19 protein-coding genes and 4 pseudogenes are annotated in these 13,293 nt (G+C 38.8%); 10 read left to right on the forward strand and 13 right to left on the reverse strand.

Translation table 11 applies throughout. The features are described 5' to 3' along the window. Window positions 1-24: 24 nt before the first annotated feature. From ACFILZ_RS07405 to ACFILZ_RS07425, 5 genes are all read right to left on the reverse strand, one after another. Window positions 25-336 (reverse strand): DNA-binding protein, encoded by a 312-nt coding sequence (locus tag ACFILZ_RS07405; protein WP_375610704.1) that lies wholly within the window; start codon window positions 334-336, stop codon window positions 25-27. A 72-nt stretch (window positions 337-408) separates the two neighbouring features. Beyond that, complete coding sequence (locus ACFILZ_RS07410) at window positions 409-672, reverse strand: type II toxin-antitoxin system RelE/ParE family toxin (RefSeq protein ID WP_375610703.1); 264 nt, start codon at window positions 670-672, stop codon at window positions 409-411. Between the two features lie 45 nt (window positions 673-717). Further along, window positions 718-1,038, reverse strand: coding sequence for an addiction module antidote protein (locus ACFILZ_RS07415; protein WP_375610702.1), 321 nt, complete (start codon window positions 1,036-1,038; stop codon window positions 718-720). 72 nt (window positions 1,039-1,110) lie between these two features. Then, complete coding sequence (locus ACFILZ_RS07420; RefSeq protein WP_375609602.1) at window positions 1,111-1,434, reverse strand: type II toxin-antitoxin system PemK/MazF family toxin; 324 nt, start codon at window positions 1,432-1,434, stop codon at window positions 1,111-1,113. Further along, a complete protein-coding gene (locus tag ACFILZ_RS07425; protein WP_375610701.1) occupies window positions 1,434-1,658 on the reverse strand; it encodes an antitoxin MazE family protein in 225 nt (74 codons plus the stop codon). Before ACFILZ_RS07425 ends, ACFILZ_RS07420 begins: the two co-directional genes overlap by 1 nt. 144 nt (window positions 1,659-1,802) lie before the next feature. Here ACFILZ_RS07425 and ACFILZ_RS07430 point away from each other — a divergent pair. The 3 genes and pseudogenes from ACFILZ_RS07430 to ACFILZ_RS07440 all read left to right on the forward strand — a co-directional run bounded on the left by ACFILZ_RS07430 (window position 1,803) and on the right by ACFILZ_RS07440 (window position 3,062). Then, window positions 1,803-2,464 (forward strand): annotated as a pseudogene (locus ACFILZ_RS07430) (lysozyme). Continuing rightward, a pseudogene (locus tag ACFILZ_RS07435) lies at window positions 2,461-2,687 on the forward strand (hypothetical protein). The pseudogenes ACFILZ_RS07430 and ACFILZ_RS07435 overlap by 4 nt, the downstream one beginning before the upstream one ends. 237 nt (window positions 2,688-2,924) lie before the next feature. Then, entirely contained in the window at window positions 2,925-3,062 is a 138-nt protein-coding gene (locus tag ACFILZ_RS07440) for a hypothetical protein (RefSeq protein WP_375682361.1), read from the forward strand. Between the two features lie 140 nt (window positions 3,063-3,202). Here ACFILZ_RS07440 and ACFILZ_RS07445 read toward each other — a convergent pair whose 3' ends face one another. The 3 genes from ACFILZ_RS07445 to ACFILZ_RS07455 all read right to left on the reverse strand — a co-directional run bounded on the left by ACFILZ_RS07445 (window position 3,203) and on the right by ACFILZ_RS07455 (window position 4,145). Further along, window positions 3,203-3,448, reverse strand: a complete 246-nt coding sequence (locus ACFILZ_RS07445; protein ID WP_375610700.1) for a hypothetical protein — start codon at window positions 3,446-3,448, stop codon at window positions 3,203-3,205. 193 nt (window positions 3,449-3,641) lie between these two features. Beyond that, window positions 3,642-3,965: a phage integrase central domain-containing protein gene (locus ACFILZ_RS07450; protein ID WP_375610699.1), complete on the reverse strand. Its 324-nt coding sequence runs from the start codon at window positions 3,963-3,965 to the stop codon at window positions 3,642-3,644. A gap of 24 nt (window positions 3,966-3,989) precedes the next feature. Then, complete coding sequence (locus ACFILZ_RS07455; protein WP_375610698.1) at window positions 3,990-4,145, reverse strand: hypothetical protein; 156 nt, start codon at window positions 4,143-4,145, stop codon at window positions 3,990-3,992. 371 nt (window positions 4,146-4,516) lie between these two features. On the opposite strand from ACFILZ_RS07455, the gene ACFILZ_RS07460 reads away from it, so the two are divergent. The 7 genes and pseudogenes from ACFILZ_RS07460 to ACFILZ_RS07490 form a co-directional block, all read left to right on the forward strand. Continuing rightward, window positions 4,517-5,572, forward strand: coding sequence for a tyrosine-type recombinase/integrase (locus ACFILZ_RS07460; protein ID WP_375610697.1), 1,056 nt, complete (start codon window positions 4,517-4,519; stop codon window positions 5,570-5,572). Window positions 5,573-5,778: 206 nt separating this feature from the next. Further along, the gene (locus ACFILZ_RS07465) at window positions 5,779-5,979 is read left to right on the forward strand and encodes a helix-turn-helix transcriptional regulator (RefSeq protein ID WP_375610696.1); all 201 of its coding nucleotides are present in this window, start codon (window positions 5,779-5,781) and stop codon (window positions 5,977-5,979) included. A 693-nt stretch (window positions 5,980-6,672) separates the two neighbouring features. Then, window positions 6,673-6,978 carry a hypothetical protein gene (locus ACFILZ_RS07470; RefSeq protein WP_375610695.1) on the forward strand — a complete coding sequence of 102 codons (306 nt, stop codon included), beginning with the start codon at window positions 6,673-6,675 and terminating at the stop codon, window positions 6,976-6,978. 70 nt (window positions 6,979-7,048) lie between these two features. Then, window positions 7,049-7,504, forward strand: a complete 456-nt coding sequence (locus ACFILZ_RS07475) for a hypothetical protein (RefSeq protein WP_375610694.1) — start codon at window positions 7,049-7,051, stop codon at window positions 7,502-7,504. 237 nt (window positions 7,505-7,741) lie between these two features. Continuing rightward, window positions 7,742-8,140: a hypothetical protein gene (locus tag ACFILZ_RS07480; protein WP_375610693.1), complete on the forward strand. Its 399-nt coding sequence runs from the start codon at window positions 7,742-7,744 to the stop codon at window positions 8,138-8,140. 1 nt (window position 8,141) lies between these two features. Then, a complete protein-coding gene (locus ACFILZ_RS07485) occupies window positions 8,142-8,645 on the forward strand; it encodes a DUF6622 family protein (protein WP_074380593.1) in 504 nt (167 codons plus the stop codon). Window positions 8,646-9,572: 927 nt separating this feature from the next. After that, a pseudogene (locus tag ACFILZ_RS07490) lies at window positions 9,573-10,048 on the forward strand (hypothetical protein); the annotation flags it as partial. A gap of 70 nt (window positions 10,049-10,118) precedes the next feature. On the opposite strand, the pseudogene ACFILZ_RS07495 reads toward ACFILZ_RS07490, so the two are convergent. The 5 genes and pseudogenes from ACFILZ_RS07495 to ACFILZ_RS07515 form a co-directional block, all read right to left on the reverse strand. Next, window positions 10,119-10,787, reverse strand: a pseudogene (locus tag ACFILZ_RS07495) (virulence-associated protein E); the annotation flags it as partial. A 97-nt stretch (window positions 10,788-10,884) separates the two neighbouring features. Further along, on the reverse strand, window positions 10,885-11,085 hold the full coding sequence (locus ACFILZ_RS07500) for a helix-turn-helix transcriptional regulator (protein WP_375607611.1): 201 nt from the start codon (window positions 11,083-11,085) through the stop codon (window positions 10,885-10,887). Between the two features lie 208 nt (window positions 11,086-11,293). After that, a complete protein-coding gene (locus tag ACFILZ_RS07505) occupies window positions 11,294-12,448 on the reverse strand; it encodes a tyrosine-type recombinase/integrase (protein WP_375610692.1) in 1,155 nt (384 codons plus the stop codon). A gap of 156 nt (window positions 12,449-12,604) precedes the next feature. Continuing rightward, a complete protein-coding gene (locus ACFILZ_RS07510) occupies window positions 12,605-12,769 on the reverse strand; it encodes a hypothetical protein (protein ID WP_375610749.1) in 165 nt (54 codons plus the stop codon). 1 nt (window position 12,770) lies between these two features. Further along, window positions 12,771-13,196, reverse strand: a complete 426-nt coding sequence (locus ACFILZ_RS07515) for a hypothetical protein (protein WP_375610691.1) — start codon at window positions 13,194-13,196, stop codon at window positions 12,771-12,773. Between the last annotated feature and the right edge of the window lie 97 nt (window positions 13,197-13,293).

Below are 13,293 nucleotides of genomic sequence, written 5' to 3' on the forward strand. Positions count from 1 at the left end.
AAAGGTGGGGAGTGAACACTAAAGCTACACGTGTGGAACTGGTCGTTCAAGAGGCTGTACAGCCAAACGAAACCCCATGGTACGCAGTAAAGCATTCAAGCTGCGGAACTCTGGATTACCTTTTTCTGAAAGTGTACGGTAAAGTTGTGTTGGATTCAAGTTGGCTGCTTTAGCTACAGCTTGAACACTACCATAAGCTTTGGCCATTTGGCGTAGAGTTACAAGTAGCTCACCTTGATCACCATCTGCTAGGATTGCATCAAGGGTAGCTGCTGCCAACTCAGGGTCATCACGGAATATTTCTGCCATTGCATCATCATGGTTACGGTCTTTCATTTTTGCACTCCTTTAATCTTCACGGTTTTGCCAATCACGCCAGCAAGCACATGCACGAGTGATATCAGTCTCTTATGTTTTTTTGCTGCCACCGCATAATAGCAACAATACGGTCTTTCCAAATTGGACATAATAAACTCGGTAGCCAGGACCAACATTAATACGCAATTCATGAACACCCTCACGAAGCGGCTTGAAATCGCCAAAGTTTTCCTGCTCTAAGCGATTAAGGCGGCGAATAATTGCAGTTTTAGCCTGCACATCACGGAGCTTTCGCAGCCAATCAGCTATCAAGTCTTTGCCATCAGAAGTAAAGTAGTGACGTATTTCAAACATAATGTATATTCGTTTATAAACGAATATTTGTCAAGAAAGAAATGATTAAGATGCTTCTTCTAAAGCTTTCTGCTCCTTACAATTCTTTTGAATAGGTGTTAAACTCATTTGCAAATCTAAAGCACTCAAAACACTAAGAAAAGTAGAAAGCCGTGGATCACCTTTATCGCTTAAAGAACGATAAAGAGACTCGCGATTTAGTCCTGTCTCTTGAGAAACAGTTGTCATTCCTTGTTTATGCGCAATAATACCTAATACATATGCAATATAGCCACTATTTTTGGTTTCTAAAGCATCATCTAATAAGATCTTAAAATCTTCAGGTGTCTTGAAATATTCACTTACATCAAATTTAGTAATTTCCATGTTTCATTTCCTTTACTAATTGAAGAAATTTTACAAAAAGCATATTCCTATCCGAAAAAAGAAATCCAATTTTTATTTTACTATTCCTAAAAATACAGCCAAACAGCGTTCAATTTCTACCATTTTATCTGCATGAATGGAGCCGAAAGCTGGACTAACTTTTTCACATCTTACCGTCATAATCTTATCAATCATGACTTGCGAAGGTTTTTGCAAACCATTTTTAGCGTTTGGCTGAATCGTAATGCGGAGTAATGGCGCATCAACAAGTGTGCTAGTAATGGGTAAAACCGTTACACTTGTATGCTCACTGAATTGATTAGCTTGAATGATTAACGCAGGTCTTGGTTTACCAAAATCGCCTTGCATAGCTATTGTGACGAGAGATCCACGCATCATTCTGTCCAGCCATCAACATCCATTAAAGATTGATCCATTAACAACTGCATAGATGTATCTGCTTTATCCATTTTTGCGACTAAGCGACATTGGCGTCGACACTCTTCTGCAAAGTTCGGTTGGCGAGTATCTGGTACCCAAATTTGCATTAAGCGCAAACCTGCTTTTCTTTGTGCGTTGCGATGTTTTTGAACGCGTTCATTGACGTGCATTGTAGCCATAACAAAATCTCCATTATGTTTCATGTAACGTATAACATAGAAAAAAGTTACATGAAACACTACTTTTAATAAAACGCAATAATTACAATTTTAATCTATCAATCTGCCCCACCTTTTGTGGGGCTTTTTTTATAGGAGCAATACATGAGAACAATATCACCAGAAGGGCTAGCACTGATTAAACAATGGGAAGGGTTACGTCTCAATGCCTATAAAGACGCCATTGGGGTGTGGACCATTGGTTATGGACATACAAACAATGCTGGAAAACCTTTTGTTCACAAAGGCATGGCAATCACTGAAAAACAAGCTGAAGAACTTCTTTGCCAAGACTTAAGACAATTTGAAAATGCCGTTGAACAAGCCGTTCAAGTTTCTTTAACCGATGAACAATTCGCGGCATTAGTCTCCTTTTGCTATAATGTAGGAACAACAGCTTTTTGCAATTCGACCCTATTAAAAAACTCAATAATGGCGATTATGAAGCAATCCCAACCGAATTACAGAAATGGACCAAAGCAGGCGGTAAGCGTCTTGAAGGTCTCGCACACCAGCGCGCGGCAGAAACAAGCTTATGGGCAAAAGGGGCTTATGTTTCCTCCAATTATCAAACAGTAGAAACGCAAGCACTAACGGGTGTTTTCAAAGCAGAAGCCCTTGCACCAGTCGTTGGTTCTTTTTCTGGGCTTGGAGGCTTATTAGCAGGCAATGGTCCAGTGCAATGGGCGCTCGCCACTATCATGGTTTTAGCCGCAGGTGCTGGTATTTTCTTTGTTGATAAACGCTTTCAGGAGCATCGTCTATGATCTTATGGATGAAAAGAAATCTGATGCTAACAGGCGCGGCTTTAGCCGCTTTTTTTATTGCCTTAGCAAGAGCCTTTACTCTTGGGAAAAAAACAGAACAACAAAAGCAAACAGAAAAAGCTTTAAAAGCAGCCACAACCCGTCTTGAGGTGGAAAGTGAAGTTAACAAAAAAGTGAAGCTGATGTGCGTGCTGCTCTCTCTGACTGGTTGCGTGACCCATAAATATGCTTCTTCTTGTGTTGGTTGGTTACCTATTTATTTAGAGAGGCAAGATGTTGACGTCATCAGTTCCAATTTAGCAAGAGAGATCTTAAAGCATAACAAGCATGGTGAACGTGTGTGTGGGTGGAAACATGGCTAGAAAAAAACACAAGACGATACAGAACTTACAGAAGCAGAAAAAGAAATGCTTCAATAAATGATCATCACCTATCAAAGTGTGAAAATGATGCTCGTTTGATGAAGTGGATAGCATTCATCCTCTTTTTGCTTATCCTTGATTTTGTACGCCTTATGGATGCGATAGACAATATCTTTGCACATTATAAAACAGTGGCTAACCAAAAACTGAAAGCTTTACCCCCTCCCCGCTTTTAAAGCAAGGAAAGAGAGATTATATCGTAATCTATCCGCTAATCGCTTAAGTGTTTCTTAGACATCTGACGCGACAATAGACATAACAATTATCAAGCCCCTCCAGATATAAAAGACGCCCATTGTTCTGAGAGGACACGGCGCTATTCTAAAAAATCCGTCCGCATGTAAGCCTTTGTCACAGAATTCCCAACTGAATACGCAAGAATAGATTCTGCAACTTCAAATGGTGTTGACGTTGTCTCTGCTATACAGTCCCGCAGAATCGATCTGAAACCATGAAGTCTATAATTAAAACCTTTGTCTTTCATAAATTTAGAAAGTGCTACATCAGATATAGGCTTTCCAAAACTCTCAACAAATAAAAAACCATTTTTTTGCTTTTTCAATAATAACAAGCACCTCAGCTGTAAGCGGGACATGAAAATCAGAAACCTTTCCAACAATTCTCTTCATATTTTCTTTTGGGATAATCCATATTGGTCCATAAATCTCCTCTGATTGAATATGCCTGATTGGCATAAAACAAAAAACCGTCAAAATAAGAATTTTTAAGGCTAGATGTGATACAAGCTCATCATTTTAAGATTGAAAAAACTTAGACATTTCTTTCCATAGCATTGCTGGAATATTTTGGGTATTTTGAATAAACTTTCCTAATAAAGCTTTTGCTTTTGGTATCAATTGCATATCCACATCTATACCAAGTGCCGCCGCATGTTTTATAGCTATATTCAAGCGGGATAGAGCTTTACTTGCTGTTTCGTTTTTTGTCTTCCAAATGGGAGAAATGCATCCTTTTATATCAATTTGCGTCAGTTCCATGATTAGCGTATCACCAAGTTTAAGAAAAACATGTAACTCAAGAGGTGTTAACCAGCTTGCTGCTTTTCCTTCATTTTTCAATTCGTTTTTTTCGCTTCAAAAGTACTAGAGGCAATTTCTCGTAAAGAAATACCCACCTGCCCGACGCAAATTTTTTTTTCGCCGAATTGGATCAATTCTTTGATCTAAAAGATCACGACAAGCTAAAGCTTTGAACAGTGCTTCTTTTAAAGATACATTGCGACAAGAGCCTAATCCCATTTCTCATCGTCTTTTATTGAGGTCAAACCTAAAAACCCATCATCCTTGATCTGGTGTAGTTTTGATAAGCCATAAACCAGCTCTGTCAGCATATTTGCCTTTAGATAGATTTTTACAGATAAGACAGACAGTCTATCACATGTTCTTATTCTGCAAACCACCTTTTGAATTGCGCTTGGAGCACTTTCATCTGGTAACAAGATATTGATTTATAATGATAATCTAGCGTTATTCATATTGAATTAGAGTCCCGAATAACGTAAGATTCTCTCATTTCAAATCTGTTTATGTTGCATCAATAAAAATCACTTATTTGCACGTCACAAGCGGGGCTGGTGTGTGGATAAAATTTGTATAAGAAAGGAGTAAAAATGGCTCTTATGAACCGTCTTAATGCAAGATCTGTCGCAACATTGGGGGCTGGCAAATATAATGATGGTGCCGGCTTGCTTCTTCACAAACGTAAAGATGGAGGTGCTCAATGGATTTTACGGTATACCCTTCACGGACGTCGTCGTGAAATGGGCTTGGGAGCGTTGCGAGATGTCTCTTTAAAACAAGCCCGTGAATTGGCAACTGGGTGGCGTTCGGTTTTACGTGAGGGTCGTGACCCCATTAAAGAACGCAATAAACAAAAGCGTGAAGCAATAAGCAATCTCCATTATTTAAAAGATATTGCCGTGGATGCTTTTGAAAGTCGTAAAGCTGAACTCAAGAATGATGGTAAAGATGGAGATTGGTTTTTACCTTTACGCCTTCATATTCTCCCTAAATTAGGTTGTCTGCCGGTTTCTGAGATTACACAAACTGAGATACGCAACACTATTGCCCCTATCTGGCATACAAAAGCTGTTACAGCGCGTAGAGCTCTCATTCGTCTCAATCTTTGTCTCAAACATGCGGCTGCTTTGGGTTTAGATGTTGATTTACAAGCAGTAGAAAAAGCACGCGCTCTCTTAGGCAAACAACGCCATAAAATCAAAAACTTACCTGCAATGGATTGGAAAGAAGATCAGATTGATGGAGATATATGGATCATACCTGCTGAAAATATGAAAGGAAAGCGCGATGCTACAACAAAATTTCGCGTTCCCTTATCATCAGAGGCAATGAAAGTGATAGAACAAGCCCGTTGTATCTCTAAAAGTAATTTCATCTTTTCTTTTTCTAGTCGGGCTCCTATTTCACCTATGGTTATGTCAAAGTATATGAGAGACAATAACCTTGAAGCCTGCCCCCATGGCTTTCGCTCTAGTTTACGCAATTGGCTTGCCGAAACAACCGATGCTCCCTATGAGGTCGCTGAAACCATTTTAAGTCATACGGTCGGAGAGCAAGTAGAGCGTGCCTATCGTCGTACTGACTATCTAGAACAGCGCCGTGTTTATATGGATAAATGGGCGGCTTATGTTACAGGTCAATCTTAAATATGGGGTGCATAACCCCATTATCTGTGGATAACTTTAGCTCTCTTCTCTCTCATTCTTTCTCAATAAGAGTCATAAATTATCACATCAGAAATTGTATAATAAAATATTGTTTTCTATAAATAAAATACCTTCAAAAATGAACCAAAATGTGGTTAATAAATGGTTATGATGTGTTACCATTTTTTGATAGAAAGGATTTTAGTATGACAGAAAATGATATTCTTTTAACAGACCGTGAAAATGCAAAATTGCTTCATATGAGTGTCTCAACATTCCGCCGTCATGTAACCAATGGCTCTCTCCCAAAATCCTTAAAATTTGGTTTTTTATCCCGTTGGTTACAATCGGATCTTTTGAATGTCATCGAACAAGCAAAACAGCAACGTCAAAGTGACGCGGCATAAAAAAAAACCTTGTCACGTAAGAACGGACAAGGCTTTCTCAAACTCATCAACCTAGAGATAGCATAATCCGTCCTATGACGCAACGTTATAGAATTTAAAATGATGTGTTCTTTTAAGAATGCGTAGGGCATTACACGTGCTGTGCCGGGGGGGTATGGGCGTTTAAAATGGCCCGTTGTCTTGCTCATGATGATAGGTTGTTATCCCTTAATAAATTGGCGTACTTTATAAATTATGCTCACTAACATCTTTAAGAATTTCTAAAACATCAAGAGAAAATCGGTTATACAAAAAACTCAGGTGTCAATAACAATCCCCTGCTCTGTTCTTTCGATTAAAGCACTAAGCTTTCCTTCTATTTATAGTTTATATTCAATATGGAGTGAAGCAAAAGCATTTTTGTTAGCATATTCTAACAAACCAAGTTTTTAATTTTCTGTGTCTTGTCATCAGGAGAAACTCGTAAATATGCGTAAAATTGTGTCACGTTCAATAAAGACCATCAATTAAGTGTATAAGTATCAGAAAAAACGATAAGTTTCTTTGATACAAAAAATCAAAATGATCAAAGATAAAAACAGATATCTTATTTTCATTTCCAAACAACAAATTGAAAAATTCATAGGAAATTTGATTGATCAGATTTAACCATTAGATTAATATTTCAAGACAGATTACAGAAAGGAATTTCCTATGCAAAAGAAATTACCCAAAAGTTATATGACGGATGCTGAACGTGAGGAGTTACGAGCAGGCGGGTTAGATCAAAACTGCATTTATACTGCTGAATCAGAAGCAGCAGACCGTGCTAACGATAGCAAAGCGGCGTGGGAATGGTTAGCAATGACTGAACCTCCAGCACATACACTTCTGTTTCTTAAAAAGCGGCATGGAGCACAATTTATTCGTGATATGGGATTTTCTACTAAAGATGCTGATAAAGAATATGGTCCCGATTGGTTAGATAAAGATGTTATCATAGGAGGTCATCATTTTTAAAGAATTTGAGGAGTTAGAACGTATTTTTGTTCGCGAAAATAACTATGTAAAAAGTCTTGATGAAGCATTGATGACCAAGAAACTACATGATGTGCGCAATGATTTGTGTAGTTATCTTCGTAACATTGAGAAAAGCGGTGGTTTGTCATTACTTATTGATACGGAGCGTAGTCTTGTAGAAAACGATCTGCTAAGATATGCCAATAGTAAGGCTATGATTAGTAGTCTTAAAACAGCATTAATGGAAATAGATATTATTAAGAAGCACATAATCCTTGTTAGTAATCCTGCGCAATATAAGACAGTAAATGAAGTTCATAGTTTACCCAAAAATCGTAAAGGCGGATTGCCTTACGATGAAGCACGTCAAGCAATAGCATCCCATTATGCAAGGTTAGGAAACTTAGATAAATCTCGTTTAACGTCAATTGAAAAATCAATTATTGATGTGCGTAAAGAAAATATGACGATTATGCGCAAGCTCTACGAAAAGATGAAAGCCAAAGCTATTGGTATAGATTTCTAACTCAATAAAATACTTATAACAAAGCTTTTTACATTAGTTTATTCACACATCTTTAAAAGTAATGGTTAAATGAAAATCTCTCGTTTATATAGCTTTTTTGAAGGGAAAAACTGTCAAATGAGATATCCCTGCTGGTTTTTTTTTCCATTCAATCAAAAAAACTTCATTTCTCATTTTCTTAGTTCTGTTTATATTCTTCATAGGAATATTAAAAGTATCCGACAGGGAGAACCCGTGATGATTACTAACATTCTGACATTTATTGTCCTGTTTGTTAATTATTTCGCTGGATGGTCTACACTTTTACTGAACTACCCCACAGTTTTTTGCTATCTGTCACTTGCTCTGGTTTCATTGATTAGCTTGCTGGTAAAGAAACCCTTTACCATTTTTTATGCCAGTGCTGGTGTTTCTGAAGAAAAACGCAAACATATCCTATTTTATCTCATCAATAAATATATTACACGTATTTGGGTAATCATCTTTTTTGCCAATGGTCTTCTAGTGGCTTTTTTTACATGGACCTCCCAGATTTGGTTAATCACTATGGGTTTAATTTGTACTGGTATTCTTTTTTCTAAATATCTTCCTAACATCATGCAATATTTTTATCGCATCAAACATCATGGAGCATAATATGTCATTGTTTAACATTCTGACCGGAACCCCTTTATGGGCTTGGATTTTGCTTATTTTTCTCATTGCGAGGGGAATAATCGCATTGAAAGATAGGGAAACGAAGGTTTACCGCCTTTTTCTCTTGCCATTAGTCTTTCTTTTTTTGGGCGCAAGCGATGTGATTAACCAGCTGGCTTTCCCACGCTGGGGAGCAATCGCAATGTTGGCAGGGCTGATGATCGGCTTTGGCGTTGGCTGGTTGCTCTGGCGTGCTACTGCGCGTTTAAAAATCAAAGAGGGAACGGATTTCATTATTCTGCCTGGTACGCCGTTGACGCTGACATTTATTCTTATCGCTTTTGTCATCAAATTCACATTGATTGTTTTTCTCAAGGTTGTACCTGATTTGAAATATGCATTTGATTTTAACCTTCTTTTTGGTCTTTTAAGTGGGTTTACTGGTGGTGTGTTGTGGGGCGGCACATTAAATTTATATATAGCATTTCGAAAGAATCCAAATTAATCCCTATACCATTAGCTGTGGGTGCTTCCCATTAGAACTATCTCAATAGAAGCTTATTCCTAACAACAACGCTGCATACAAATGCAGCGTTGCCTCGTAGTTTCAGATTTTTTTATCCCAGCGCGTGAATAGGAGAGGGAAGTGATATATCTGACTATGCCCCCTTGGGGGAAGAGCGAGCTTAAAGGTTTAGAATGCTATGAGTTTGAGCTAGCTGGACTTTGAGCAGATAGTTTATCGCTCATGGGAAATCATTTTGTTTTACGATTCAAAAAGAGGATAGTGATGGTCTCATTGGCGTAGGTGGGCAAGAAAACTGTTAGCTTGGCAATGCCGTCAACAATTTATAGAACTATGTTGTGGAACCCCTACGCAAAGCCGTTGCTATGATGGCATGATGCTTTTGTCAAGCATTATGATATGGGGAGGAACCGGTGTTTAAGGGTGCAACTGCGGTCACTATACGATCCAGTAGCATTACGTTTTTACGTTTGAGTATTTAGGAGCGGTAGACTCTGTACAGGCTATGCGTGCAATATGTGAAGCACGCTTGTGGGAAGCAGTGTGCCATTATTGCGTTGTGCATGCAACCCTCTAGCTAGTACTTCATTGGTAAGGTTGTTTTTTGAAGCTGATTAATTATCTGAGTGTTTTTTAAGAGAACGTTAGCACTGATGTATCGCGTGCCGTACCAAGAAATCTTCCAAAAAAAAATTATTAAAAATACTAAAAATATATGTGCAAGATGAACAAATGCTTGCTGAGGATATTGTATCAACGACTGTAGCTGCTTAAGGGCACATAATCTTGGGGGGCATAATGTTGTATAAAAAATCATGAAGTCCAAAAAACTCGTAAAGGTGCATTGCACTTCTCCTTTGAGAATTTGGCATCTCCTCTTAGCTTAATACGTTCTCATTATGATATAAACCCCTTGGTTCTCCTGAACACCCTCTTGTGATGCGTTTTTCTGCTGATGCTCAAGAGATCTTTCGTGAATGGATGCAAAAGATTTTTAAAGAAGCCAAAGAGAATAACCTTTCTGAAAGCTTACAAGCGCATCTTTTAAAAATGCCTAAGACCATAGTAAGTCTTGCGTTGGGAAAAATATCTGTTAAGCCATGTCAAAAGACTTTATGCGGCGGGGGGATACAGTAACAGCAGAGCGTGCAAAATTGATTGTCGAGCGTTGTGATCATTTGCCCGATGTTTTTACGGCAAGGGATGTTTATAAACGTGAGAAATGTTTAAAAGACAAAGAAGCTGTGAAGCAAGCTTTAGAGCTCTTATGTCGCTCCAATCATATTCGTCAAATAGCAAGTGAAAATAGTTCTCAAGGCGGTCGATCTACCATACGTTATGAATGGCACCTTTTCGTTAAAAACAACAGCATCAAACAATGAAGTCATTGTAATCTTTTGTTATCCTTAAAACCTTCAAAGATATTATCGTACCAACAAAGGGTTTACCTCATAAATTCACGGGCTCTGATAACAACCCAGACAGCAGAGCCAGACCGGTTTCAATGCCCTCACAAATGACCAGATGTTTTAGATTGGCTTGACTTAATTGCACCCCACCACCCGTGATAGAACCCAACATGGCTTTGGCTGGTTTTTGATCTGTTTTGCAGCCATTGTCTTTTAAAAAGGTTCTATGAATGGCAAAGGAACCAACCCCCTTAACAAGAGCAATCAACGCGGGCAGTGACATTCCTAAAGGGTGTGGACATTTGCTATGAAAACGTAAATCAGCAGGCAAATCACATGTGATCCCACGCATGCGTAAATAGGTTTCTGCTAAAGTATTTTTGATTGGTTGGCTTTGTTGCCAAATTGCTTTTGCTCTCTCTGCTTTCTGTTTTGCTTGTTTGAGATCAGCTCAAAACTGTTTTGAGAAAGAGAGCGTATGATTATAAGCTTGTTTTCCAAGCAACCCAATTCTAATAAGCGCTTGTATGATCTCTCTAAAAGAGCAGCCAGCATAACAATAGAGCAATAAACGCCCATCATGTCCATTGGTAAGGGATAAGCTAGGCAGCCTATCATCATGAGCGGGGCAACGGGCTGTTCCATAACGCCCATGCCAAACTCCACGCAAGGCACGAGTAATACCCCGCGCATTCTTAAAAGAACACATCATTTTTAATCCTATAACGTTGCGTCATAGGACGGATTATGCTATCTCTAGGTTGATGAGTTTGAGAAAGCCTTGTCCGTCCTTACGTGACAAGTTTTTTTTATGCCGCGTCACTTTGACGTTGCTGTTTTGCTTGTTCGATGACATTCAAAAGATCCGATTGTAACCAACGGGATAAAAAACCAAATTTTAAGGATTTTGGGAGAGAGCCATTGGTAACATGACGGCGGAAAGTTGAGACACTCATATGAAGTAATTTTGCACTTTCACGGTCTGTTAAAAGAATATCATTTTCTGTCATATTAAAATCCTTTCATAATAAAAAATGGAAACAAAATATAACTATTTATTAACCACATTTTGGTTCATTTTTGAATGTATTTTATTTATATAAAACAATATTTTATCATATAATTTGTGATGTGATAATTTATGACTCTTATTGAGAAAGAATGAGAGAGAAGAGAGAGAAAGTTATCCACAGATCATGGGGTTATTCACCCCATATCTTAAGATTGACCAGTAACATAAGCCGCCCATTTATCCATATAGACACGGCGCTGTTCTAGACAGTCAGTACGACGATAGGCACGCTCTACTTGCCCCCCGACCGTATGAGCTAGAATGGTTTCAGCAACCTCATAGGGGGCATCGGTTGTTTCAGCAAGCCAATTGCATAAACTAGAGCGAAATCCATGGGGGCAGGCTTCAAGGTTATTGTCTCTCATATACTTTGACATACACGTATCATTAAGAGGCCCCCGACTTCTTACAGAGAAAAAGAAATCGTTGCGAGAAAGCGAGCGCGCTTGTTTTAAAATGTCTAATGCCTCTGTTGATAAGGGCACACGAAATTCTGTTGTAGCATCACGCTTTCCTTTCATATTTTCAGCAGGAATAGTCCATATATCCCCATCAACTTGATCCTTATGAATATGACGTAAAACGCCTGTCAGAATAAGCAAACGCGAAGCCAGTTGTGTCATAGTTATTTTTTGACAAAGTGTTTTATAAAAAGCCGGCACATCTCTCCAATCCATGGCTGGTCTATTAATAACCTTATGACGTTGTTTGCCTAAGAGCGCGCGTGCTTTTTCTACAGCTTGTAAATCAACATCCAAACCTAATGCAGCCGCATGTTTGAGACAAAGATTAAGACGATTAAGAGCTCTATAAGCAGTTCCAGTTTTTGTATGCCAGATAGGGGCAAGAACATTGCGTATCTCTGTTTGTGTAATCTCTGAAACGGGTAGACAGCCTAATTTAGGGAGAATATGAAGTTTTAAGGGTGAAAACCAGTTTCCATTTTTACCATCCCCTTTTAATTCAGCTTTACGACTTTCAAAAGTATCCAAAGCAATATCTTTTAAATAATGAAGATTACGCATTGCTTCACGCTTTTGTTTATTGCGTTCTTTAATAGGATCACGCCCCTCATGCAAAACAGAACGCCATTGGTTTGCCAATTCACGCGCTTTTTTTAAAGAAACATATCTTAATGCACCCAAGCCCATTTCGCGGCGCCGACCATGAATGGTATAACGATAAAGCCATTGAGCACCGCCATCTTTACGCTTGTGAAGAAGCAAGCCGGCGCCATCATTATATTTGCCAGCCCCCAATGTTGCGACAGATCTTGCATTAAGACGGTTCATAAGAGCCATTTTTACTCCTTTCTTATACAAATTTTATCCACACACCAGCCCCGCTTGTGACGTGCAAATAAGTGATTTTTATTGATGCAACATAAACAGATTTGAAATGAGAGAATCCTACGTTGTTCGGATCTTTAATTCAATATGAATAACGCTAGATTATCATTATAAATCAACACGCGGTCCCCCATACACATTACCCCCAATCCCTGTATCATACATTTGATACGCATCTGCACCACCTCGCTTAAAGACATTCTGCATCCAAGTGGGAGGGGCGCTTGTTTGTACCTGCTTCTGTTCTGTCGTTGTTGGTGTCTTGCTCCCCATTTCACAATTCCTTCCTGTAATAAAGCATATCTATGCTGTAACCTTGCTTGTCCAATGCACGTTTCCAACCCAAACGACCCAAGATCTCCATTTCAGAAGCACCATTCTCACGCGCCCAATCCTCTACAACTTGCAAATTGTTAACCAAATCAAGAACACCCTTGCCACTACATTCACAAATCAGAGCGCGCTTCTTTCCTAAAATTGTCTGTTGTATCTGGGTCGTGACTGCCGCTAAAAAGCGCTCTTCATCATCCAAAACAAGCCATAACTGTTTCTTACCACTGCCAATAGATTCAATGAGTCCTTGCAACGTAATTTCATGTTTGAAACGCTCTACATACTCTCTAAAAGATGCAATGATTTCTTCAAGATAAGGCGCTATACGCTCCATACCCCAAGACGTGGTCAAAAAGACTTTTGCCATTACCCTCTGCCTAAAGGACATAAATCCACATTAAACCCTGTGATATGGTTCCAATGAACGCCTTCAGGAATACGCAATTTAAAGCGGTGATAACGAT

This window comes from Bartonella sp. AP40SXNS, assembly GCF_042195825.1.
Classification (GTDB): domain Bacteria; phylum Pseudomonadota; class Alphaproteobacteria; order Rhizobiales; family Rhizobiaceae; genus Bartonella.

What these genes read in the sequence shown, in the direction of transcription:
- ACFILZ_RS07405 (WP_375610704.1), bottom strand. Translation starts at nt 336, where the DNA reads ATGAAAGACCGTAACCATGATGATGCAATGGCAGAAATATTCCGTGAT.
- ACFILZ_RS07410 (WP_375610703.1), bottom strand. Translation starts at nt 672, where the DNA reads ATGTTTGAAATACGTCACTACTTTACTTCTGATGGCAAAGACTTGATA.
- ACFILZ_RS07415 (WP_375610702.1), bottom strand. Translation starts at nt 1,038, where the DNA reads ATGGAAATTACTAAATTTGATGTAAGTGAATATTTCAAGACACCTGAA.
- ACFILZ_RS07420 (WP_375609602.1), bottom strand. Translation starts at nt 1,434, where the DNA reads ATGCGTGGATCTCTCGTCACAATAGCTATGCAAGGCGATTTTGGTAAA.
- ACFILZ_RS07425 (WP_375610701.1), bottom strand. Translation starts at nt 1,658, where the DNA reads ATGGCTACAATGCACGTCAATGAACGCGTTCAAAAACATCGCAACGCA.
- ACFILZ_RS07440 (WP_375682361.1), top strand. Translation starts at nt 2,925, where the DNA reads ATGAAGTGGATAGCATTCATCCTCTTTTTGCTTATCCTTGATTTTGTA.
- ACFILZ_RS07455 (WP_375610698.1), bottom strand. Translation starts at nt 4,145, where the DNA reads ATGGGATTAGGCTCTTGTCGCAATGTATCTTTAAAAGAAGCACTGTTC.
- ACFILZ_RS07460 (WP_375610697.1), top strand. Translation starts at nt 4,517, where the DNA reads ATGGCTCTTATGAACCGTCTTAATGCAAGATCTGTCGCAACATTGGGG.
- ACFILZ_RS07465 (WP_375610696.1), top strand. Translation starts at nt 5,779, where the DNA reads ATGACAGAAAATGATATTCTTTTAACAGACCGTGAAAATGCAAAATTG.
- ACFILZ_RS07470 (WP_375610695.1), top strand. Translation starts at nt 6,673, where the DNA reads ATGCAAAAGAAATTACCCAAAAGTTATATGACGGATGCTGAACGTGAG.
- ACFILZ_RS07475 (WP_375610694.1), top strand. Translation starts at nt 7,049, where the DNA reads ATGACCAAGAAACTACATGATGTGCGCAATGATTTGTGTAGTTATCTT.
- ACFILZ_RS07480 (WP_375610693.1), top strand. Translation starts at nt 7,742, where the DNA reads ATGATTACTAACATTCTGACATTTATTGTCCTGTTTGTTAATTATTTC.
- ACFILZ_RS07485 (WP_074380593.1), top strand. Translation starts at nt 8,142, where the DNA reads ATGTCATTGTTTAACATTCTGACCGGAACCCCTTTATGGGCTTGGATT.
- ACFILZ_RS07500 (WP_375607611.1), bottom strand. Translation starts at nt 11,085, where the DNA reads ATGACAGAAAATGATATTCTTTTAACAGACCGTGAAAGTGCAAAATTA.
- ACFILZ_RS07505 (WP_375610692.1), bottom strand. Translation starts at nt 12,448, where the DNA reads ATGGCTCTTATGAACCGTCTTAATGCAAGATCTGTCGCAACATTGGGG.
- ACFILZ_RS07510 (WP_375610749.1), bottom strand. Translation starts at nt 12,769, where the DNA reads ATGGGGAGCAAGACACCAACAACGACAGAACAGAAGCAGGTACAAACA.
- ACFILZ_RS07515 (WP_375610691.1), bottom strand. Translation starts at nt 13,196, where the DNA reads ATGGCAAAAGTCTTTTTGACCACGTCTTGGGGTATGGAGCGTATAGCG.